Here is a 21,507-nt window from a genome sequence, read left to right as displayed (position 1 = left end):
CCTAGAGTAGCGCCAGGTCGACTTCGCCGGACAGGATGCGCCTGGCGACGGCGGCCAGGTTCCTGTCGGCTTCGCGCAGACTGAGCAAATACGGATGGCGCCCGGCATCGGTGTTGGCCAGCAACTCCACCACGAGGTTCTCCGAGGCCGCGAGCAGATCGAGGTGCCCGCGCCAGCGGTTCGCCTCGCCGAACGGGCTGTTGAGCGTATAGGGCATCTGGAACGGCGGCCCTGCGAGCGACGCGTCCGGCTCAGCCGACACGCGCGACTGCATCAGGATCTCCGAGAGCGCGCGCAGGTTGTACATCTCGCCGAACGCCGCGTTGACGATCGTGCCGCGCGGCGTGAACTGCCCGGCCGCATTGAGCCCGCCGTAGAGCGTGAAGCTGTGGATCAGGTACTGCAGCAGCATGCGGTAGCGCAGGTTGAACAGCGACGCCCACAGCTGGGTCACCGGCTCGGTGATCGGCGTCACGGGTGTGCCCCCCAGCTCCGGCTCGAACTCGGGGTCGAGCGCCACGTAGGGATTGACCGCGACGGGCCGCGAAGGCCGCCAGGTTTCGTCTACCTGCGCCGCCTGCAGATCGGCCGCCGCTGCCGGATAGGCTTCCGTCCAGGCTTCCTCGAGAAAGTCGTCGGGGCGTGCGGCACGCCAGGTGTCGACGCCGAACAGCTCGCCTTCGACGACCGCAAGCATCTCGACATAGATCCGCAGGAAGCGCACGAAATGCGAGGGATCCTTGCCGTGGGGCGCCTCCCCTTGCTGGGCGATTTTATCCAGCGCGTTCACCGCGTCGTCGCGCGAGGTGGCGGGCATCACGAGCACGTCCGGCGTTCCGCCCGGAGCGCGACCGCCGCCGCCCCTGTGGCCGCCCTTGTACCCGCGTCCCCATTCGGCGAAATCCGCCTGGCAGCGGTAGGTGTCGGCCTGGAAGACCTCATCGGGCAGGTGGTCCCTGACGAGCGGAATCAGCGTATCGAACAGCTCGGCGACCTGATGAGGATTGGATGCCTGCTCGCCGACGCGCCGGCGGATATCCGCGCCCAGCTCGCCGCCGTCCCAGTCGGGCGGCGCCTCCGTATAGACGTATTTCGCGAGCGAATCCAGCGTCAGCGGTTCGAGCATGAAAGGGAACGGATAGAACGGCGTATCCCACGGGTAATCGTCACGCTCGAAATGCAAGGGCGAGCCGATCAGGCGCAGCACGTTCTGCACCGTGATCAGGTGGCCCATCTCCTCCTTGGCGATGCCGAGGATGGTCTCCTGCCAATTGCGGACCGTGTCGCGAAACGCCTCCGGCACCTGCGGCCCGCCCAGCGAATAGCCGGCGTACAGGTACTGCACCATCAGGCAATGCTCGATTTCCGCGTCGATGGACAGCAGGTAGGTGACGTAGTCGCGCGTCGATAGCTCATTGTTGAGCACAGGCTTGGTGGTAGGGCCTTCGGCGGCCAGCTTGCCAAGCGCAAGCCGCCCTGGGGATGAACCGCCGGGCGCGAGATGCCGCCACAGTCTGAGAGATTGCATTGCCGCTCCTTATTACCTACGTCTGAAATAGAGGGTCGTGCAGTACTGCAGGGAATGGCTCGTATTTCGGTACTGATGCGCGCCAAACGTCTTTCGACGCAACGCGCGGTCAATCGAGCGGGCGCGTCGCCGCCCCGCCCGCTCGTCTTTCCCGGCCCCGGCGCTCCATAGAGAACCGCGGCACGTTCAACTGCAACCGCATGCGCCGAACAATCAGATTGGCTTGCAGATGAACGGGTACTCGGAATCATCGATCAACGGCTCGATGTCGAAGAAATCGTTGAGCACCGATTCCGCCGTGCAATAGGCGCCTTCCACCCAGGCCTGATCGTTTGAGTAGCACTCCCCCACGATGAAGATGGGCGCATCCTTGCCGTCGATCAGCTGCGACGGCTTGCGGATTTTTTGCTGGACGTCGGCAACGTCATAGTGCGCGGCCCACGCGTGGTAGCCGGCACGGAACGGCGGCAGCGACCAGTCGACATAGGCCGCCTCCAGCGGCTCTGGCACGTCCGCATAGTTCGAGTTCGGCCCAAAGTGCAATTCCGCCAGCTGCTTTCGCAGCATCTTGACCATTCTGTCGGGCACCTTGCGCGGCCCGATCAGCGGCTGGATATCGTCGGCGATCGGCACATGCCGCTCTTCGTTCGGCCCGAGCTCCAACTCGCGCCAAAACGTGGTGAAGGTTTCGTCGTCGTAGGACGCCAGCAGGCCGTAGACCGGCTTTGCATGCTTGTCAGCCGCGTTATTGCCGAAGTAGACCACCATGCGGATCGGCGTGTCGGTCACGCTCGGTCCCATCGTGTTGCGCGTTGCGGCGATGAGCAGCGACGTTTCCTGCTTGACGGTCATCCGCTCGCCGGCCGCTTCTTCCACGGCCTTGACCAGCGCGTCGGCGCTCGCGAACTGGACATTCAGGATCTTGTGCGAACCGGACATCGCGTGCACGAACACGGGCGGAAAGTCCTGCTCCTTGAGCGACGCGATCACGGCGTGCGTCACTTCATAGCCGTTGATCTTGGGCGGATAGGTCGTAGCCGGGTCCAGCCACCATTCCTTCTCGAAGAACATGCCGACCTTGTAAGACGGCTGCATGATGGCCGACTCGAGATAGAGCTTGACCTTCCGGTCGTTCAGGACGTCCAGTCCGCCCCGATCGTCGTAGCGGGAGCCCTGGGCAACCTGTTCGAGCGCCGCGCGCGGCATGGCCAGCCAGGCGGCCGCCGTGGCCCGACGGGCAGCCTCCCGGTAGGGATCTTCCCGCGTCGCGATCGTGTAATGGACGACGCCGTTCTCGACATGGATGGAGCGCAGCCGCTGGTTCGGGTAATACTGAAGCGTGACGCCTCGCTGCCTCGCCAACTGCTCGATGGCCGCAAACAATGCTTGAAACATGCCCGAGTAGCCGGTCGTCAGCGTCATGTACTGATTGCCCGGCGTGAATTCGTTGTTCGCCTCGAAGGCGACCGCGGTATTCCAGTTGATCACGTTGGACGAGTATCCGTTGCCGTCCGCGGCGTACTGATAGCCTTCCGAGCCGAGCTGGTCGTACATCAGGTTCCAGTAGCCGATGTCCTTGAGCAGATCGCCTTTCTGGAAGATGGAGCTCGACGGCAGTTCGGCCGTGATGCGGCCTTGCTGATAGAACGCATCCCACTGCTTGCGTGTGCCCGGACCACTGGTGCTCGTGACCGCCACCGCTTCGACGGCGGCGAAGCCCTGGTCGGGCGTGGTCGCGGCACCGAAGTTGTTGGCCGCGTACGGCGCCGGATTGCGCGAAGAAATATCGCTTTGATAGAGATTCCTGGCGCGCAGGTAGTAGAGGGGATCGCTCGATTCGTTGAAAGGCACGGCATAGCGGTCGAGCCCGAGCTTGGCGATCACCGTCGTGACCAGCCGGTGGCCCTGTGCTTTACCGTCGTTTTTGCCGTTCCATTGCGAATAGCGCATGCCGCCCAACTCGAGGTACGAATGGTCGGGATTGTTCTTGTAGTGCCACGTGCAGACCCGGGCACCGGGCGCACGGGTGCCCTGAAATTCCTGCGAAAAATCGTACTTGCCCCAGTCGAAGAGTTCCAGGACGTCGCCCTGCTGCAACTGCCGATTCGGATCGCCCCCCGCTCGCGCCTGGCCGTTCAACAGTCGCCAGGCCGTGTACAGACCGGCGGCACCACACCCGAAGATCGAATAGGTCTTGCTTGCCATGGTGTCCTGCTCCCGTAGATGCGCGGCCTGTGCTCAGGCCAGCTTGTTGAAATAGCGGCTACCGGTGGAGAAGTGCGAGATGTCGAATGGGGTGTGACCGTCGAGGGTCAACTGGCAAAGAATTTCGCCTAGCAGCGGAACGAACTTTCCGGCCCAGCCGGTCGCATAGATGACGATGTCGCGGTGGTTCGGCACATAGTCGGGCGCGAAGTCGATCAGCAATTCCTTGTTCGCGATCTTGCTGAGTGCAACGAGGCAGGTCGACGTGAAGCGCGGAACCGGCTCGAGACCCTCCATGTGCTCGCCGACCCATTCGGCCGTGAACGCGAGCTCCTGAGGATTCGGAATGGGCGTGCGCTGATCGGGGGACGTCAGCGGCGCGAGGACGAAATCGGACGCGACACGGATATAGCCCGGGTAATTCCAGGCGACCTCCGGGAAGCCGTAGAACTGATTGCCGTTGTCGCCCACCGGGTTCTGGAAAACGAACCAGGTCGGGTACTGGATATCCGGCCGGGTCTTGCGGTAGTAGGCCGAGGCCATGTTCCAGTAGGTCGCCGCGATACGGAACCCCAGCAGCCTGAACACGTCGTCGGCATAGGGGCCCGGCGTCAGCACCAGCTTTTCGGCACTGAAGGTCCCAAGCGGCGTCTTCACTTCGAAGAGGCCCTGCCGACGCTCGATGCCGATGACCGGCGCCTCCTGCAACAGCTGCACGAACGGAGAGCGCTCATTCCAGTCGAGCAGCGTCCGCTGCGTGGCCGCGAGATCGATGCTGGCGCCCTGGGCCTGAAAGAGTCCCGTATACGTCGACGGCAGATTGCGAAAGTGAAAACGCTTCTCCAACTCGTGCGCGTCCAGCGTTTCATAGGCAACCCCTTCGGCCTTCAGCTCCTGCTCGGCGGCGGGGATATTGCCCTCTGTCGACTTGACTGACGGATCGCCGAACCACAAGGTGCCGACCGTGTCCATGAGCGGCACCGGCGTCAAGCTTTGCAATTCGTCCCAATAGGGGATCGACTGCTTGACCAGCTTGACCATGTAGGCGTCGGGATAGGGAATGCGGAACTGGCGCGACACGCCGGCCGAGCTGCCAAGCTGGTTCACGAAGGTGAACTGCTCGAGCACCAGCGTCCTGGCCTTGCGCTTGCCGAGATGGTAAGCGGTCGCCAGGCCCATGGGCCCTCCACCGACAACGATGACGTCGAAGCGTTGCGTTGCGTCGTGCATGTGGGGCTCCAGGGCATCCGGAAGCACATCGATTACAGCGATCCGTGAGATCACGGTCCCGATTGATGCAGCAATGGCCGAGTTGCTGAGCGAACTTCAGAGAGGCTTTGAAAAACGGAATGGATGACGCCATTTTCATAATTGGCGATGCGTCGTCGTCCGTCTCACGCTGAGCTAGTCGCTGCGGTCGAATTACATGCGAGCGGCGGTGTGTGAGCAAGCTGGCAATCCTGACAGGAGGTCGAGATCTCAATCGCGGCGCGTCGCGAATCAGGGTTTCTTCTTATGCTTTTGTGGCCGAGGTAGATGTGGTGTTGCTGCGATCGCGAGCCCGGCGAGCGTATCAGTGCAACTGCTCAAACTGTTCGCCACTGCAGAGATCGCGACCGGCGTTCGCGTCAACCAGGGCGTTCTCGAAGCGCTGCAAAAAGCCGAAACCACCCATTCGGCGCGTATCGCTTGGTAGCGAAGACAGCGCACAGTGCGCTGCGCATCAGACGCGCGGTGTGATGCGCGATCGCATTCAAACAACGTTCGTGCCCCAGTCCGATTCGATCGGCAAGCCAAAGTCCGGATTCGCCGCGCCGCTCGACGAACACTAAAAATCGCAACGCGAACCCGTGCTCGGCAAGCATCGGTGACTCACCCGTTCGAAGGCCCTCGCCAGTTCGAGCTTCGACGCATTCCACCGCACCCTCACGGAACACCCCATTCATCACGATTCATTTAACGTTGAATCGCGAATGTGTTCCAAGGCAATGCCAGCAAGGCTTTGCGCTCTAGCCCCCAAAACCGGATTTCCCTTACCCCAGTCTGAACACTAAAAGGCGGGCGTGACGAAGACCGAAGCGTCATGGATTCGATGTACGGCATCCGGGCATAGCGTCGATCGACGGGGGATGCATGGTCACAAAGCACAACGTCACGGGCAACCGTGTCACCGTTGATCGCTCGACGCCCTGATCAATCCGCCAGGTCTTGCCTGAACAGTGCGACCAGCGTCTCCGCGGCCAGCGACAGCGGCGCATCGCGCAGCTTGAGGATGCCGAGCGTGAGCGGCGGCAGCGCCATGCGCAACGGGATCCGGCATGCCTGCGCGGCATAGGGTTCCACCGCGAGCATCTCGGCCGGACACGAAAGCAATGCGTCGCTCCGCGTCATCAGGTTCCAGCCGACGCCGAACGTATTGACCCTGACGATCGAATCCGGCAGCGCATGGTGCGTTCGCCGCAAATGGTCGAGCAGGTTGCTGTGCTGGCTGCCTGGCGACAGGTTCATGACCCACGTGCAGCCGACAAGCTGATGCCATTCGGTGGCTGTCTCCAGCGGATGTCCGCGCCGGCATGCCACGACCGTCTCCATCACCTGCAGCGGTTCGAAATGGAACTCGCCTTTGACTTCCTCGTCGGCTGGCGCCGCCACTGCGAAATCGATCGAGCCGTCGCGCAGCGCGTGGAGGACGTGCGGCATCATCCCTTCCTCGACCGTGAGCTTCGCGAGCGGCATGCGCTTGCGGAAGCGCTCGATCACGCCAGGCAGCACGCCGAGAAACACCATCGGCGTCACGGCAACGGATACGTGCCCATGCTTGCCGCCGAGAATCTGCCGGATATCCTGGCGCGCAAGCGTCAGCTGGGCTTGGGCGAGCCGTGCACGCACGGTCAGTTGCTGGCCGCACTCCGTCAGCGTCACGCCGCGCGTGCTGCGCGAGATCAGCGGCGCCTCCAGGTCCTGCTCCAGTTCGCGGATCGCCTTGGTGACTGCCGCCTGGCTCAAGTGAAGATGGCGCGCGGCGCCGCGAATGCTGCCGGTTTCAACCAGCGCAAGCCACGCCTTCAATTGGTGGTCTTTCATGTCTCCTGCCGCGGTTCTGCATTCTTGTATTTCACGCCGTGGCATGACTGCCGGACGCCCTGTCGTTCGGCCCAGATTCTATCCGCGTATGCGCGTCGGAGCGGCCGATCCACGCGGTCGCGGCGCCGCATGCGCTCCGGCGGCGCTGACAACCACAAGTTGTCTTCGCCGAAAAAAGCTCGTCTTATGCGACCAATACTGTCCGGTTAGGCTTCCTTCAACGCGTGCCCGGTCGGGCGTTCGCGGCCAACCATAACGATGTAGAACAAGAAGGAGCGAGACATGGAACAGCAATTGTGGCGCCTGAGCGCAACTGAAATGACGGCGCTCGTCGCGCGCCGCGACGTGTCGTCGAAGGAACTCGTGCAGAGTTGCCTGCAGCGGCTCGAGGACGTCAATCCGCGGATCAACGCGATCGTCGACGTGCTTGCCGACAGCGCGTTGGCCGCCGCCACGGCAGCCGACGAAGCGGTTGCGCGACGAGAACCGACCGGTCCGCTGCACGGCGTGCCGGTGACCGTCAAGGTGAACGTCGACATGGCCGGCTTCGCGACGACCAACGGCGTGAAGGCCTTCGGGAACCTCGTCGCGCACGAGGACAGCCCCGTGGTGGCGAACCTGCGCAAGGCCGGCGCCATCATCATCGGACGCAATAACGCACCGGCGTTCTCGTACCGCTGGTTTACGGACAACGACCTGTACGGCCGCACGTTGAACCCGTGGCATCCGGGCCTGACGCCGGGCGGCTCGAGCGGCGGCGCGGCGGCGGCCGTTGCGGCCGGCATCGGCCCGATCGCGCACGGCAACGATCTCGGCGGATCGATCCGTTACCCGGCCTACGCGTGCGGCGTCGCTGGCCTGCGCCCGACCTCGGGCCGCGTGCCGGCCTACAACCCGACGCAGTCGCATGACCGGACGCTCGCCGTTCAGCTCGCGTCGGTTCAGGGGCCGCTGGCGCGCACGGTCGGCGACCTGCGTCTTGCACTGTCGGCGATGGCCGCGCCCGATTCGCGGGACGCGTGGTGGATGCCCGTCGCGCCGGACGGCGGCCCCGCATCGACTGCACGGTTCCCCGCACGCGTTGCCGTATGCCCATCGATCCCGGGCGTGCCGACCGACCCCGTCGTGGCCGACGCCGTGCGTCAGGCGGCACGCTGGCTCGAAGATGCCGGATGCCTGGTCGAGGAAGTCGTGCCGCCGCGGTTGAACGAGGCGAGCGACCTCTGGCTCGCCCTCGTCACCAACGAGGCGGTGAGCGGCTTGGGCAAGACGATCGAGACGCATGGCGACCAGGCGATTCGCAACACGTTCGCGAGCCAGCGTCGCCTCGCGACACCGCTCGACCTGGCCGGCTACATGAACGGGCTCGCCCAGCGCACGGGCCTGCTGCGCGAATGGCAGGCCTTCTTCCAGCAATACCCGCTGCTGCTGATGCCCGTGTCGTGCGAGCAGCCGTTCGCGATCGACGAAGACCAACGAGGCGACGACGTGTTCCGGCGCATCCTCGATGCGCAAGGCCCGCTGCTTGCGACGGCGCTCCTCGGCCTGCCGGGACTGTCGGTGCCAACCGGCGTTCGCGATGGTGTGCCGACGGGCATCCAGATCGTTGCGGGTCGCTTCCAGGAAGCGCTGTGTCTGGCGGCCGGCGAGGCGATCGAAGCGCGCGCCGGCATCTGCACGCCGATCGATCCGGTCGGTGCAGCGCGACAGGAGGCGTGACAGGCCATGCCCAAGTTTCTGATCGGCATCGCCGTGCCTTATCTCGGCGTATTGGGTTTGCTGCCCTGGGTCTCGTCCGTCGATGCGTACGTGTTCGGCGTGCCGTTCATCTACGCGTGGATGTTCGCGTGGTTTGTGCTGACGTCCGCATGCCTGTACGTCTGCTGGCGCTGTTTCGACAAGCCGGCGGCCGATGCGGCGCGGCTTGATGTCTGATTTCGCGGAGAATCACATGTCGTCTGTGGTATTCACGGGTTTCATCCTCCTGTCGTTCTGCCTCGCGCTTTACTCGCGCCGAGGCGTAGGCAAGCAGAGCGTGCACGATTTCTTCGTCGCATCGCGGCAGTTCGGTGCATTTCTCGTCTTCTTCCTGGCAGCGGGCGAGATTTACAGCGTCGCGACGATGGTCGGCTTCGCGGGCGGCATCTATGCGAAGGGGCCGACCTACGGGATCTGGTTCCTCGGCTACATTCTGCTCGCCTACCCGCTCGGCTATTTTCTCGGCCCGAAGATCTGGGAAGCAGGGCAGCGCTACAACGCGATTACGCTTGCGGACCTGTTCGGCGGCTATTTCCGAAGCCGCTCGACCGAGTTCGTCGTCGCGCTGTCGTCGATCGTGTTTCTGCTGCCGATGGCTCAACTGCAGTTCACGGGCCTCGTTGCCGCGTTTCGTGGCCTGGGCTGGCAATTCGAGCCGCTGCACATGGTGCTGATCGCTGGTGTGCTCGCGTTTCTATACATCATGATCGCCGGTATCCGTTCGTCGGCGTACGTCGCCGTGTTGAAGGACATCCTGATGGTCCTGGCGATCGTGATCACGGGCCTGGCCGTGGCGGGACACGTCGGCGTGACGGAGGTGTTCCACGCAGCGAGCCTGCACGTGGGCAACCAGATGAATGCGGAACAGCTGCGGTTCTCGATGAGCACGATCCTGCTGCAATCGCTCGGCTTCCTTGCGATGCCGTTCGGTGTGCAGATTTTCTTCACCGCGAAAAGCGCCGACACGATCCGACGCTCGCAGATCGCGATGCCGCTCTATATGCTGATGTATCCGTTCCTCGTCATCGCCGCGTACTACGCAATCAGCCAGAACCTGCATCTCCGCTCGCCGAACGAAGCGTTCTTCGCTGCCGCGAATGCGTTGCTCCCGTCGTGGATGCTCGGGCTCGTCGCAGCGGCGGCAGCGCTCTCCGGCCTGCTCGTGCTGACCAGCATGTGTCTCGCGATCGGCCCGATCGTGAGCCGCAACCTGCTGCCGTCGCTGCCGTCGCAACGGCAAACAGGGGCGGCGAAGATCGTCATTTTCGTGTACCTCGGTGTGTCCATTGCGATGACGTCTGCAGCACCCACGCTGATGCTTACGCTGATCAACGTCACCTATTACGGCGTCACCCAGTTCTTCCCGGGCCTGATCGCCGTGCTGTTCTCGCTGCGTATCCGGCCGGTGGCGGTGACGGCAGGCATGCTCGTTGGACAAGGTCTCGCGTTGGCGCTGTATCTCGGGAAGGTTCAGCTCGGCGGCATCAACCTGGGTTTGCCGTGCCTGGCCGCCAACATCGCTACGGTCGCGGCGATCCATTACCTGCTGGGCGCGGCCAAGCCCCGGACGTTGGCCTCGCAATGAGCGTGCCGGCTGCGGTGCGTCCGATCATCCGGTCATTGCCGACCGGGTCGATCGCGCGCCGCAGCCATCTGTAGCAGAAGCCGGTGTCCGGTCGGGCAATCCGCCAGACCCGATGTCGATAAATTCCGGCTCTGCCGCCGTCCTGCTTTTGCTGTTCGGAAATCCACCGGGATTGCTGATTTCAACAGGCGACAATTTTTCGATGAAACGATTCGTACAACTACTTTTAATGTCGATTCCTGGCCTTGCAATGGCTCAAAGTTCCGTCACCCTGTACGGGCTTGTCGACACGGGGATTCAATATCTCACCCATGCGGATAGCGCAGGGCATCGATCGATCGGGATGGCGCCGAGCGCGTATTTGCCATCGCGTTTCGGCTTCAGAGGCGTCGAAGACCTCGGAGGCGGCGTGAAAGCCGTGTTCCAGCTCGAGAATGGCTTCAATTCGGCGACCGGATCGATGGTCGTGGCCAACACGCTTTTCAATCGCCAGGCGTGGGTGGGCGTTGACGGCAGCATCGGGAAGTTGACGTTCGGACGCCAGTACAGCGTGCAGTTCGACAGAGGGATCTACTACGACCCGACTTTTTTCGCGGCCTATTCGGCCCTGTCGCTCAATGCCATTCCGCTGGCGACGATCCGCGTGAACAATTCGGCGAAGTTCACGTCGAGCCGTTTCGCGGGTTTCACCACCGAAGCCATGTACGGTTTCGGCCAGCAGGAACCGGGCAACGCGCTGGCCGGGCGATATATCGGTGCCGCACTCGAATATACGGTCAATCGCTTCACGGCGACGGCGACGTACGAGCAGGCTCGCGGCATGGTGACGGAGACGGGCGACCTGTCGTCGCGCATCGACAACCGCTACGCATTCGCCGCACGGTACAACGCAGCGAAATTCGCGGTGATGGCCAACGTCACCCGGGTGACGGGCGACCTGCAACTCACGCCCCGCGGCACCGTATATTGGCTGGCCGGCAACGTGTTCATTACCCCTTTCCTGCAGGTGTACGCGATCGGCGGCCGTTACGACTACCAGGGGTGCGACGCACACCCGATGATCTTCGTCGCGGGAACACTCTACTCGCTCTCGAAGCGCACGATGATGTATGCGAACGTCGGTACCGCCCGAAACAATGGTGGCAGTTCACTCGGCCTGAACAACTACGCGTCCGTCGGACAGACCGGCCACAGCCAACTCGGTGTTGCGGTCGGTATCGATCAAAAATTCTGAGGAAATTGCTCAGACCAGGGGGCGCTCGAATCGGTCATGGTGCGCCCCCACGCCTTGCCGAGCGGCTTGTCGCGTTGCTTGCCATCAATGCTGACGCGAACGAGCGTGGTTTTCGAGCCATCCGGGCCGATGCGCAGGAACCGCCCGCGCCCGTCCGAGAGGAGATACAGTTTCCCGATCGCGTTTGCAGCTTCGATTTGTCTAACCGTCAGCGCACCCATGATCGTCGTCCTTTGATATCGCAACGAGGTCGGTCCGCGTATCTCTAAACCGAGTCTCCCCCACATCGCGAACACTAAAAAAAACCTACAAGGTTGCGGCTCGCGGAGGATTTCCGCGGAACTTGGCTGACCACAAACTTCCCGAAAGCCCCTGTCAGACGGGGCTTTGATGGATTTCAACGGACCTGGCCGGATCCCCCCGGAAAGTCTCACAATTCATTTAACTTTCCGTGAGGACTTCGACACCGGCCGCTGACTACGATGGGCGCATATTTTCAGGACCTGCCGCCAGGAGCCCATCATGCCCACCCGCAGACATCTGCTGTTCGCCGGCGCCACCGGCCTCGCCGTGCTCGCGACGCTGTCGTCCGTCGGCCGCCGCGCGCTGGTCGGCCGCGCGTTCGCCGCGCCGCCCGCCACGCCGCAAACGGCCGCCCCTTTCGAGGTCACCCTCAGCGACGCCGAATGGCATCGCCGGCTCACGCCCGCCCAGTACTCGGTCCTGCGCGAAGCCGGCACCGAACGGCCGTACACCAGCCCGCTGAACGACGAGCACCGGCAAGGCACGTTCGCGTGCGCCGGCTGCGCCCTCTCGCTGTTCTCGTCGGCCACCAAGTTCGACAGCCATACCGGCTGGCCAAGCTTCTGGAAGCCGCTCGACCACGCGGTCGCCACCACCACCGACGCGTCGTTCGGGATGATCCGCACCGAAGTGCACTGCCGCCGCTGCGGCGGCCATCTCGGCCACGTGTTCGACGACGGCCCGCAGCCGACCGGCCTGCGCTACTGCATGAACGGCCTCGCGCTCACCTTCCACCCGGCCGCCGCCTGATCCGGCCCCACTCCCGACCGACTGGAGAACGCACCATGCTGCTCATCGTCCTTGCCTACCTCGGCGGCGTGCTCACGATCCTGAGCCCGTGCATCCTGCCCGTGCTGCCGTTCGTGTTCGCGCGCGCCGACCAGCCGTTCGTGCGCACCGGCCTGCCGCTGCTCGCCGGCATGGCGCTCACGTTCGCCGTCGTCGCGACGCTCGCGGCCGTCGGCGGCGGCTGGGTTGCACAGGCCAACCAGGCCGGCCGCTGGGTCGCGATCGTGCTGCTCGCGGTATTCGGGCTGACGCTGCTGATGCCGCGCCTCGCGGAGCACCTGACGCGCCCGCTCGTCGCCGCCGGCAACCGGCTCACGGGCCTCGCGCAACGCGACGGCCGCCCGGCCGGCCCCGCTTCGTCGCTGCTGCTCGGCGTCGCGACCGGCCTGTTGTGGGCGCCGTGCGCGGGCCCGATCCTCGGGCTCGTGCTGACCGGCGCCGCATTGCGCGGTGCCAGCGTCGGCACGACGCTGCTGCTGGTCGCGTACGCGGCCGGCGCGGCGACGTCGCTCGGCGTCGCGCTCGTGATCGGCGGCAAGGTGTTCGCCGCGATGAAGCGCTCGCTCGGCGCCGGCGAATGGATCAAGCGCGGGATCGGCGTGGCGCTGCTGGCGGGCGTCGGCGCGATCGCGCTCGGCCTCGATACGGGCGCGCTCGCCCAGTTGTCGACCGTCACGACCGGCGGACTCGAAACGAAGCTCGTCGACCGGCTCGGCGGGCGTTCGAACGGCGCACCGGCGGCGATGTCCGCAACCGTGTCCGCAACCGGCAAAGCCGCCGACAACACGAGCGGCGGCGCGATGATGGCCGCGGCTGCCGATGGCGCGCAGGCCGGCGGCGCAATGGCCGGCAGCGCGATGATGCGCGCGGTCGACGCGACGCCTGCCGCGCTGCCCGTCGAAGGCAAACTGCCGTCGCTCGACGGCGCGGTGCAGTGGCTGAACTCGCCGCCGCTGACGGCGGCCGGCCTGCGCGGCAAGGTCGTGCTGGTCGACTTCTGGACCTACTCGTGCATCAACTGCCTGCGCACGCTGCCGTACACGACCGCGTGGGCACGCAAGTACGCGCCGTACGGGCTCGTCGTGATCGGTGTGCACGCACCGGAGTTCGCGTTCGAGCGCGACATCGGCAACGTGAAGAAGGCCGTGCACGACCTCGGCATCGACTACCCGGTCGCGATCGACAACGGTTATTCGATCTGGCGCGCGTTCGGCAACGAATACTGGCCCGCGCACTACTTCATCGACGCGCAAGGGCGCATCCGCCATCACCACTTCGGCGAAGGCGAATACGCGCAATCGGAGCGTGCGATCCAGTCGCTGCTCGCCGAGGCCGGCCATCCGGAAGCGCTGAACGTGCCGCTCGGGCTCGCCGGCGCACCCGCGAAAGGTGCGCTCGCAGCGGCCGACGCCGCGGACGTCCGTTCGCCCGAAACCTATGTCGGCTACGCACGTGCGGAGAGCTTCACGTCGCCGGGCGGCGCCGTGCGCGATGCGGCGCACCGCTACGACGCGCCGGCACACCCCGATCTCAACGACTGGGGCCTCGCCGGCACGTGGCAGGTCGGCGCCGAACGCGCGTCGCTCGACGCACCGTCGGGACGGATCGTCTACCGCTTCCACGCCCGCGACCTGCACCTCGTCCTCGGCCCGGGCGCGAACGGCCAGCCCGTGCGCTTTCGCGTGACGATCGACGGTGCCGCGCCCGGCAACGCGCACGGCACCGACGTCGATGCGCAAGGCTACGGCACCGTGACCGGGCAGCGCCTGTACCAGCTGGTCCGTCAGCCCGGCGCGATCGCCGACCGCACGTTCGCGATCGAGTTTCTCGATCCCGGCGTGAATGCGTATGCGTTCACGTTCGGCTGATCCCGGCAGGACGCGGCGCACCGGCGCCGCCTCCGGGCCACTCGCTTTCCATACCGCCTTTCGAAGGAGCACACCGTGAACACCACCTCCCCCCGCGGTCCCGCACCGCAACGGCGCACGGCGATGCTGCGCCGCATCGGCGCGATCGCCATCGCGGCCGCCGCCGTGTTCGGCTACCAGCGCATCGTCAATTCCGCCGAGCCGATGCGCACCGTGCCCGCCCCGACGCTCGACGAAACGCCCGGCACCTCGCACGACGAGACGGCCGTGCTCGCCGGCGGCTGCTTCTGGGGCGTGCAGGGCGTGTTCGAGCACGTGAAGGGCGTGAAGCAGGTCACGGCCGGCTATGCGGGCGGCGCGTCCGAAACCGCGCACTACGCGCTCGTCGGCTCTGGGCTGACCGGGCACGCGGAATCGGTTCGCATCGTCTACGACCCGACGCAGATCACGTACGGCCGGCTGCTGCAGGTGTTCTTCTCGGTCGCGCACGATCCGACCGAGCTCAACCGGCAGGGCCCCGACGAAGGGTCGCAATACCGGTCGGCGATCTTCCCGACCACCGCGCAGCAACGCGCGGTCGCGACCGCGTACATCGCGCAGCTCGGCACCGCGCACGTGTTTCCGGCACCCGTCGTCACGCGGGTCGAGGACTACAAGGGGTTCTACCCGGCCGAGGCCTATCACCAGAACTACCTCGAACTGCATCCCGACGCGCCGTACATCGCGTACAACGACATGCCGAAGATCACCGGGCTGAAGCAGCACTTCCCGGCGCTGTACCGCACCGACGCCGTGCTGTGGCGCGACGCGCGCTCGTGACCGGGAAGCGGCTGCGTGACGGGGTGACACCCGCCGAGCGGCCACGCGCGGCCAGCGCGCGCCGCCTTCGGCCCGGTTTGCGCTGCATCAACGAAACCGCGGCCGCCTTGCCGGGGCAAACCCGCATCGCGTCCGCCGCGACAGGCAACTTCGCGTAGACTTCTCCAGATCCCCGCCGCATCGCGCGGCGCCCGGAATCCCAGTCCAGCCCGGAGACGTCACGCATGCGCGCAGTGCCCATTCCTGACAGCGGCACCCTTGGAGAACCCTCTTCCGGCGCGGCCGTGCGCGACCTGCGCCGCGTGCCGATCCATCCCGATCACTGGTATCCGCTCGCGTGGTCGCGCGAGCTGAAACGCGGCAAGACGCTCGGCGTGCACTTTGCCGGCGATCCGATCGTGCTCGTGCGCACCGAATCCGGCGCCGTGTACGCGCTCGAGGATCGTTGCGCGCACCGCCAGGTGCCGCTGCACGCCGGCGTCGTGAGCGGCGAGACGCTGCGCTGCTGCTATCACGGCTGGACCTACGCGTGCGACAGCGGCCGCTGCGTCGACGTGCCGTACCTCGGCCGCGAGCGCCTGCCCAACGGCGTGCGCGCGTATCCGTGCCGCGAAGCGCACGGGCTGATCTTCGTGTTCCCGGGCGATGCGACGCTCGCCGACACCCGGCCGTTCCCCGCGCTCGAATCGGCGGACGACCGCGCGTACAAGACGCGCCGCTTCGGCCGCGAAGTCAAATGCCACTACTCGTTCATGCACGAGAACCTGATGGACATGAACCATCAGTTCCTGCATCGCAAGCAGATGGGGCAGATGCGCGCGCGCTCGGTGGGCCGGCGCCGCGGCGACGACTGGGTCGAGGTCGACTACACGTTCGCGCGGATGGAAGGCAAGCAGCCGGTGGGCGAAGCCCTCGTGTTCGGCGCGAGCAAGAAGCCGGCCGACCAGTCCGACAAGAGCGTGATGACGGTACGCACCGGCTATCCGTACCAGACGCTGCAGATCCGTTCGAGCGAAGGCACGCTCGTGATGGACCTGTGGATCGTCTACGTGCCGCTCGACGCCGAGCAGCGCACCAACCGCACGTTCGGACTACTGTCGATCCACAAGCCCGGCATCCCGTTCGCGCTCGATCTCGCGTGGCCGCTGCTCGTCTGGTTCACCGAGCGGATCTTCCGCGAGGATCGCTGGATCGTCGAGCGCGAGCAGGAAGCGCACGACGCCCAAGGCGCCGACTGGAACCACGAGGTGTTTCCGGTCATCAACGAACTGCGCGACCTGCTGCGCCAGTGCGGCGCGCGCACGGTGATCCCGATCCGCGACATGCGCGACGGCGCGTGACGTGAGTGGCGCGTGACGTGGCGCGCCGTTACAACCGGAACGCGCCCGGCAGCAATGCGTGGGCCGTCGTCACCTCGACGGCCCCTTTCAGGTTGGCCAGGATCACTTCGATGTCGGGCGTGCCGATCTCGATGATCACCTGGCGGCACGCGCCGCATGGCGCGATCGGGCCGTCCGTGTCGCCGACGACTGCGAGCCGCGTGAAATCCCCCGGACGATAACCTGCGGCGATGGCCGAGAATATCGCCGTGCGTTCCGCACAGTTGCAGAGTCCGTAGGACGCGTTCTCGACATTGCAGCCGTGAAAAATCGTCCCGTCGCGCGCCTGCAGCGCCGCGCCGACCTTGAAGCGCGAATACGGCGCATACGCGCGTTCGCGCGCCGCCTTCGCCGCTTCGATCAGTTCGTGTCGTTCCATCTCGTCGTGCCTCCGATTGTGTGCCGGGATGTATCGGCGCGGCCAAACCCCGGCCGTCGCGATACTCCCGTGACGTGAAGCGATCGCCGGCGCCGGCGATCGCTCAGCCGATCTGCTGATAAATGGTCGGCGGCGCGTCACCCGCCTCACCCAGCACGTAGCTGCGCTGGATCGTGTCCACCGCATGCGCCGCGGCGGCGGCGTCACGGGCATGCACGTAACCGAGCGGCTGGTCGGCTTCAACACGCTGCCCGATCTCCGCGAGCGCCGTCAGGCCGACACTGTAGTCGATCGCATCCGCCGCACGCGTGCGGCCACCGCCGAGCGCGACGACCGCCAGCCCGAGCGCGCGGCAATCGACCCGCTGCACCACGCCGCTCGCGCGCGCCGGAACCGGCACGACCACCTTCGCCCGCGCGAGATGACGAGCAGGTGCGTCGATCAGGTCCGCAGGGCCGCCGAGCGCCGTGACCATCCTCGCGAAGCGTTCCGCTGCCGCACCCGAATCGAGCGCGCGCAGCAACTTCGCGCGCGCGTCTGCGACGTCGTGCGCCAGCCCGCCGGTGACGAGCAGCTCCGCCGACAGCGCCATCGTGACGTCATGCAGGCGGGCCGGACGCGACTTGCCCGTCAGGTAGTCGATCGCGCACGCCACTTCGAGTGCATTGCCCGCGCATGGCGCGAGCGACTGGTTCATGTCGGTCAGGATCGCGGTCGTCTTCATGCCGGCGCCGTTACCGACGTCGACGATGCTGCGGGCCAGTTCCGCCGATTGCTCGGCGGTCGGCATGAATGCGCCGGAGCCGACCTTGACGTCCATCACGAGCCCGTCGAGCCCGGCCGCGAGCTTCTTCGACAGGATCGACGCGGTGATCATCGCGACCGACTCGACGGTCGCCGTCACGTCGCGAATCGCATAGATGCGCATGTCGGCCGGCGCCAGCCGTGCGGTCTGTCCGATGATCGCGACGCCGACGTCGCGCACCGCACGGCGAAACGCGTCCGTATCGGGCGTCACGTTGTAACCGGGAATCGCGCTCAACTTGTCGAGCGTGCCGCCGGTGTGGCCGAGCCCGCGCCCCGAGATCATCGGCACGTAGCCGCCGCACGCGGCCACCATCGGCCCGAGCATCAGCGACACGACATCGCCGACGCCGCCGGTCGAGTGCTTGTCGATCACCGGCCCGTCGAGCTCCAGCGCATGCCAGTCGAGCACGTCGCCCGAGTCGCGCTGCGCGAGCGTCAGCGCGACGCGCTCGTCGGTGCTCAGGTCGTTGAAATACACGGCCATCGCGAACGCGGCCACCTGGCCCTCGGTCACGCTGCCGTCGGTCACGCCGCGCACGAACGCGGCGATCCCGTCGCGATCGAGTGCCTGCCGGTTGCGCTTCTGGCGAATGAATTCCTGCGGTAAAAACATCGTTGCCTCTCCTCGATCGGTCGATGGCCGCTGCGGGCTCAATGCAGGGAAAAGAACAGGCCGGCGATTGCGGCGCTCATCAGGTTCGACAGCGTCGCGGCCGTCAGCGCGCGCAGGCCGTGCCGCGCGACTTCCGAGCGGCGCTCGGGCGCGACCGCGCTGAAGCCGCCGGCGAGAATCGCGATCGACGAGAAGTTCGCGAAGCCGCACAGTGCGAACGACACGATCGCGAGCGTCTTCGGGTCGAGCACCTGCAGGCCGGCCGCCGCGACGTGCGCGCCGCCCTTCAGGTACGGCGACAGGTCGCCATACGCGACGAACTCGTTGAAGATCAGTTTCTCGCCGATGAAGTTGCCGGCCAGCGCCGCGTCGTTCCACGGCACGCCGATGATCCACGCGAGCGGCGCGAACAGGTGGCCGATGATACCGACCAGCGTGATCTGCGGAAAGCCCGCGAACGCGGCCACGCCGCCGACGATCAGGTTCATCAGCGCGATGAGCCCCACGAACGCGATCAGCATCGCGCCGACGTTGATCGCGATCCGCAGCCCGACCGACGCGCCGGACGCCGCCGCCTCGATCACGTTGGCGGCCCGCTTGTCGTCGAAGTCGAGCCCGTCGACCACGACGCGGCTCGGCTCGACCGTCGGATACAGCAGCTTGCCGAACAGCAGCCCGCCCGGCACCGCCATGAACGATGCGGCGAGCAGGTATTCCATCCTCACGCCGAGGCCGGCGTAGCCGACCAGCACCGAGCCCGCGACCGACGCCATGCCGCTCGCCATCACCGTGAAAATCTCGGCACTCGTCATGTTCCGCACGAACGGCTTCACGAGCGCGGGCATCTCGCTCTGCCCGAGAAAGATCGTCGCCACCGCCGAGCACGCCTCGATGCGGCTCACGCCGAGCAATTTCGCGAGCGCGGCACCGAGGATCGCGACGATCCACTTCATCACGCCGATGTAGTACAGCACCGCGATCAGCGCGGTCACGAAGATGATCATCGGCAGCACGCGCAGGCCGAACACGAACCCGCCGTCGCCGAACAGCTGGAACATCCGGCTGTCGACCAGCCCGCCGAATACGAATGCGATGCCGTGATTACCCATGTCGAGCACGCGATTGACGCCGTTCGCGGCGCCCGCCAGCGCCGTGCGTCCCGCCGGCACGAACAGCACCAGCGCACCGATCGCCAGTTGCGTGCACAGCGCGGCGATCATGGTCCGGCCGCTCACCGCGCGCCGGTTGTTCGACAGCAGATAGGCAACCATCAGCAGGAACAGCATACCCAGGAGACTGCGCAGAATATCCACCTCGTACTCCTTGCTCTCAATGTTATTGGACTGTTCGGCGGGCGGCCCGGCACGCCTGCGCAACGCCGTCGGTGGATATTACTCGCCGGCATGCATGGCGACAACGCAAACAAAATGGTCGCATTTGCGCGACATCGTGTGCCGCATCAACTTGCTCAGTTCTTCTATGTACCGAGGGATTGGAAAGACGAGATCACACGCAATTCGTCCCAAATATTGAGAGAATTGTCGGGATGCGGAGAGGGGAATTCGGGCCGGAGGGGTGCCCGCACGAACGGGAAAACAGGTTCACGCGCGGAGCGTGTCGCTCGAACCGACACGCCCCGCGCGCTACGCAACGTTCAACCGGTGCGTTCGACCGGATGCGGTTCGCGCAACCGGTTCGCGATCCGCGCGGCCTCGTAGTAACTGGCCGCCGGCGGACGCTTCAGATAGCGGCCCGCGCCGCGCACGGCGCGCAAGTCACCGTCGGCCCACGCCAGTGCACCGCGCGTGAGCGTGTGCGTCGCGACGCCCTGCACCGTCATCCCCTCGAACACGTTGAAGTCGACCTGCTGATGATGGGTCTTCACCGAGATCGTCTTCGTCGCGGCCGGGTCCCACACGACGAGGTCGGCATCGGCACCCACCTGCACGGCACCCTTGCGTGGATACAGGTTGAAGATCTGCGCGGCGTTCGCCGACGTGATCCGCACGAACTCGTTCGGCGTGATGCGGCCGTGATTCACGCCGTGATGCCACAGCACCGACATGCGATCCTCGACACCGCCGCAGCCGTTCGGGATCTTCGTGAAATCCTCGCGGCCCATCGCCTTCTGCGATGCGCAGAACACGCAGTGGTCGGTCGCCGTCGTATGCAGTTGCCCCGCCTGCAGCCCGCGCCACAGTGCCTCGCGATGCTCGGCCGAGCGGAACGGCGGGCTCATCACGTGCGCGGCCGCACGCGTCCAGTCCGGATCGCGATAGACGGCCTCGTCGATCACCAGGTGGCCCGGCAGCACCTCGCCGAACACGCGCAGCCCTTCGCTGCGCGCACGCGCGATCGCATCGACCGCATCCTTCGCGGACACATGCACGATATACACGGGCACGCCGAGCACCTGCGCGATGCGGATCGCGCGGTTCGCGGCCTCGCCCTCGACCTCCGGCGGCCGCGACAGCGGATGCGCCTCCGGCCCCGTCATCCCGCGCGCGAGCAGCGCCTTCTGCAGCTGGAACACGAGCTCGCCGTTCTCCGCGTGCACGGTCGGCAGCGCACCGAGTTCGAGCGCACGCGAGAAGCTGTTCACGAGCACCTCGTCGTCGGCCATGATCGCGTTCTTGTACGCCATGAAGTGCTTGAAGCTCGACACGCCGTGCTCGCGCACGAGCGTGCCCATGTCGCGGTGCACGCTCTCGTCCCACCACGTCACGGCCACGTGGAAACCGTAGTCGGCCGCCGCCTTCTCGGCCCAGCCGCGCCAGGCGTGGAACGCGTCCATCAGCGACTGCTTCGGGCTCGGGATCACGAAGTCGATGATGCTCGTCGTGCCGCCCGAAAGCCCGGCGGCCGTACCCGTGTAGAAATCGTCGCTCGCGGTCGTGCCCATGAACGGCAGTTCCATATGCGTATGCGGATCGATGCCGCCCGGCATCACGTACTGGTCATGCGCATCGACGACGGTCGCGCCGGCCGGTGCGTCGATCTGCTCGGCGATCTGCAGGATCGTGCCGCCGTCCTCCGGGGCTGCGCAGAGCACGTCCGCGCGATAGGAGCGGTCCGCATCGACCACGGTGCCGCCACGAATCAGGATTGCCATTGGGTTGCCTCCTCGTTGACTGTCGGGTGCCGCATCAAGCGCAT

Annotated in this window: 17 protein-coding genes; 8 read left to right on the top strand and 9 right to left on the bottom strand. The window is 65.8% G+C overall.

Annotated elements, in window-relative coordinates; all coding sequences use genetic code 11:
• Position 1 precedes the first annotated feature (1 nt).
• From BCEP18194_RS00780 to BCEP18194_RS00765, 4 genes are all read right to left on the bottom strand, one after another.
• Positions 2-1,528 carry a ferritin-like domain-containing protein gene (locus tag BCEP18194_RS00780; protein WP_011349368.1) on the bottom strand — a complete coding sequence of 509 codons (1,527 nt, stop codon included), beginning with the start codon at positions 1,526-1,528 and terminating at the stop codon, positions 2-4.
• Between the two features lie 213 nt (positions 1,529-1,741).
• On the bottom strand, positions 1,742-3,733 hold the full coding sequence (locus BCEP18194_RS00775) for a hypothetical protein (protein WP_011349367.1): 1,992 nt from the start codon (positions 3,731-3,733) through the stop codon (positions 1,742-1,744).
• Between the two features lie 33 nt (positions 3,734-3,766).
• Positions 3,767-4,963, bottom strand: coding sequence for an FAD-dependent oxidoreductase (locus BCEP18194_RS00770; protein ID WP_011349366.1), 1,197 nt, complete (start codon positions 4,961-4,963; stop codon positions 3,767-3,769).
• A 963-nt stretch (positions 4,964-5,926) separates the two neighbouring features.
• On the bottom strand, positions 5,927-6,817 hold the full coding sequence (locus BCEP18194_RS00765) for a LysR substrate-binding domain-containing protein (protein WP_041492395.1): 891 nt from the start codon (positions 6,815-6,817) through the stop codon (positions 5,927-5,929).
• 282 nt (positions 6,818-7,099) lie between these two features.
• Here BCEP18194_RS00765 and BCEP18194_RS00760 point away from each other — a divergent pair, with 282 nt between their 5' ends.
• From BCEP18194_RS00760 to BCEP18194_RS00745, 4 genes are all read left to right on the top strand, one after another.
• A complete protein-coding gene (locus tag BCEP18194_RS00760; protein WP_011349363.1) occupies positions 7,100-8,536 on the top strand; it encodes an amidase family protein in 1,437 nt (478 codons plus the stop codon).
• Between the two features lie 6 nt (positions 8,537-8,542).
• Positions 8,543-8,752, top strand: coding sequence for a DUF3311 domain-containing protein (locus tag BCEP18194_RS00755; RefSeq protein WP_011349362.1), 210 nt, complete (start codon positions 8,543-8,545; stop codon positions 8,750-8,752).
• A 16-nt stretch (positions 8,753-8,768) separates the two neighbouring features.
• Entirely contained in the window at positions 8,769-10,160 is a 1,392-nt protein-coding gene (locus BCEP18194_RS00750) for a sodium:solute symporter family protein (RefSeq protein WP_011349361.1), read from the top strand.
• A gap of 202 nt (positions 10,161-10,362) precedes the next feature.
• Entirely contained in the window at positions 10,363-11,394 is a 1,032-nt protein-coding gene (locus BCEP18194_RS00745; RefSeq protein WP_157687082.1) for a porin, read from the top strand.
• On the opposite strand, the gene BCEP18194_RS00740 is transcribed toward BCEP18194_RS00745, so the two are convergent.
• Positions 11,382-11,615 carry an Arm DNA-binding domain-containing protein gene (locus BCEP18194_RS00740; protein ID WP_157687081.1) on the bottom strand — a complete coding sequence of 78 codons (234 nt, stop codon included), beginning with the start codon at positions 11,613-11,615 and terminating at the stop codon, positions 11,382-11,384. The genes BCEP18194_RS00745 and BCEP18194_RS00740 overlap by 13 nt on opposite strands.
• A 301-nt stretch (positions 11,616-11,916) precedes the next feature.
• Between BCEP18194_RS00740 and msrB the strand changes: the two genes are divergently transcribed.
• The 4 genes from msrB (at position 11,917) to BCEP18194_RS00720 (ending at position 16,513) form a co-directional block, all read left to right on the top strand.
• Positions 11,917-12,447, top strand: coding sequence for a peptide-methionine (R)-S-oxide reductase MsrB (gene msrB, locus BCEP18194_RS00735; RefSeq protein WP_011349359.1), 531 nt, complete (start codon positions 11,917-11,919; stop codon positions 12,445-12,447).
• Positions 12,448-12,482: 35 nt separating this feature from the next.
• Positions 12,483-14,354, top strand: a complete 1,872-nt coding sequence (locus tag BCEP18194_RS00730) for a cytochrome c biogenesis protein DipZ (protein ID WP_011349358.1) — start codon at positions 12,483-12,485, stop codon at positions 14,352-14,354.
• A gap of 123 nt (positions 14,355-14,477) precedes the next feature.
• The gene (msrA, locus tag BCEP18194_RS00725; protein WP_050781524.1) at positions 14,478-15,173 is read left to right on the top strand and encodes a peptide-methionine (S)-S-oxide reductase MsrA; all 696 of its coding nucleotides are present in this window, start codon (positions 14,478-14,480) and stop codon (positions 15,171-15,173) included.
• Positions 15,174-15,397: 224 nt separating this feature from the next.
• Positions 15,398-16,513, top strand: a complete 1,116-nt coding sequence (locus BCEP18194_RS00720; RefSeq protein ID WP_011349356.1) for an aromatic ring-hydroxylating oxygenase subunit alpha — start codon at positions 15,398-15,400, stop codon at positions 16,511-16,513.
• A 28-nt stretch (positions 16,514-16,541) separates the two neighbouring features.
• Here the strand turns inward: BCEP18194_RS00720 and BCEP18194_RS00715 are convergent, their stop codons facing one another.
• From BCEP18194_RS00715 to hydA, 4 genes are all read right to left on the bottom strand, one after another.
• Positions 16,542-16,931, bottom strand: a complete 390-nt coding sequence (locus BCEP18194_RS00715; RefSeq protein ID WP_011349355.1) for a cytidine deaminase — start codon at positions 16,929-16,931, stop codon at positions 16,542-16,544.
• 103 nt (positions 16,932-17,034) lie between these two features.
• Positions 17,035-18,351 (bottom strand): thymidine phosphorylase, encoded by a 1,317-nt coding sequence (gene deoA / locus BCEP18194_RS00710; protein ID WP_011349354.1) that lies wholly within the window; start codon positions 18,349-18,351, stop codon positions 17,035-17,037.
• 38 nt (positions 18,352-18,389) lie between these two features.
• Complete coding sequence (locus BCEP18194_RS00705) at positions 18,390-19,664, bottom strand: NupC/NupG family nucleoside CNT transporter (RefSeq protein WP_011349353.1); 1,275 nt, start codon at positions 19,662-19,664, stop codon at positions 18,390-18,392.
• A gap of 341 nt (positions 19,665-20,005) precedes the next feature.
• Positions 20,006-21,463 carry a dihydropyrimidinase gene (gene hydA, locus BCEP18194_RS00700; protein WP_011349352.1) on the bottom strand — a complete coding sequence of 486 codons (1,458 nt, stop codon included), beginning with the start codon at positions 21,461-21,463 and terminating at the stop codon, positions 20,006-20,008.
• Between the last annotated feature and the right edge of the window lie 44 nt (positions 21,464-21,507).

This window comes from Burkholderia lata, assembly GCF_000012945.1.
Lineage (GTDB): Bacteria > Pseudomonadota > Gammaproteobacteria > Burkholderiales > Burkholderiaceae > Burkholderia > Burkholderia lata.
Note: the sequence above shows the minus strand (reverse complement) of the source record. Positions and strands in the feature narration are given on the sequence as shown.

Excerpts from the sequence above, each read along its gene's own strand:
- msrB (WP_011349359.1), top strand. The coding sequence starts at position 11,917 with ATGCCCACCCGCAGACATCTGCTGTTCGCCGGCGCCACCGGCCTCGCC.
- BCEP18194_RS00750 (WP_011349361.1), top strand. The coding sequence starts at position 8,769 with ATGTCGTCTGTGGTATTCACGGGTTTCATCCTCCTGTCGTTCTGCCTC.
- BCEP18194_RS00775 (WP_011349367.1), bottom strand. The coding sequence starts at position 3,733 with ATGGCAAGCAAGACCTATTCGATCTTCGGGTGTGGTGCCGCCGGTCTG.
- hydA (WP_011349352.1), bottom strand. The coding sequence starts at position 21,463 with ATGGCAATCCTGATTCGTGGCGGCACCGTGGTCGATGCGGACCGCTCC.
- BCEP18194_RS00765 (WP_041492395.1), bottom strand. The coding sequence starts at position 6,817 with ATGAAAGACCACCAATTGAAGGCGTGGCTTGCGCTGGTTGAAACCGGC.
- msrA (WP_050781524.1), top strand. The coding sequence starts at position 14,478 with ATGCTGCGCCGCATCGGCGCGATCGCCATCGCGGCCGCCGCCGTGTTC.
- BCEP18194_RS00730 (WP_011349358.1), top strand. The coding sequence starts at position 12,483 with ATGCTGCTCATCGTCCTTGCCTACCTCGGCGGCGTGCTCACGATCCTG.
- BCEP18194_RS00745 (WP_157687082.1), top strand. The coding sequence starts at position 10,363 with ATGAAACGATTCGTACAACTACTTTTAATGTCGATTCCTGGCCTTGCA.
- BCEP18194_RS00760 (WP_011349363.1), top strand. The coding sequence starts at position 7,100 with ATGGAACAGCAATTGTGGCGCCTGAGCGCAACTGAAATGACGGCGCTC.
- BCEP18194_RS00770 (WP_011349366.1), bottom strand. The coding sequence starts at position 4,963 with ATGCACGACGCAACGCAACGCTTCGACGTCATCGTTGTCGGTGGAGGG.
- BCEP18194_RS00740 (WP_157687081.1), bottom strand. The coding sequence starts at position 11,615 with ATGGGTGCGCTGACGGTTAGACAAATCGAAGCTGCAAACGCGATCGGG.
- BCEP18194_RS00715 (WP_011349355.1), bottom strand. The coding sequence starts at position 16,931 with ATGGAACGACACGAACTGATCGAAGCGGCGAAGGCGGCGCGCGAACGC.
- BCEP18194_RS00755 (WP_011349362.1), top strand. The coding sequence starts at position 8,543 with ATGCCCAAGTTTCTGATCGGCATCGCCGTGCCTTATCTCGGCGTATTG.
- BCEP18194_RS00720 (WP_011349356.1), top strand. The coding sequence starts at position 15,398 with ATGCGCGCAGTGCCCATTCCTGACAGCGGCACCCTTGGAGAACCCTCT.
- deoA (WP_011349354.1), bottom strand. The coding sequence starts at position 18,351 with ATGTTTTTACCGCAGGAATTCATTCGCCAGAAGCGCAACCGGCAGGCA.
- BCEP18194_RS00780 (WP_011349368.1), bottom strand. The coding sequence starts at position 1,528 with ATGCAATCTCTCAGACTGTGGCGGCATCTCGCGCCCGGCGGTTCATCC.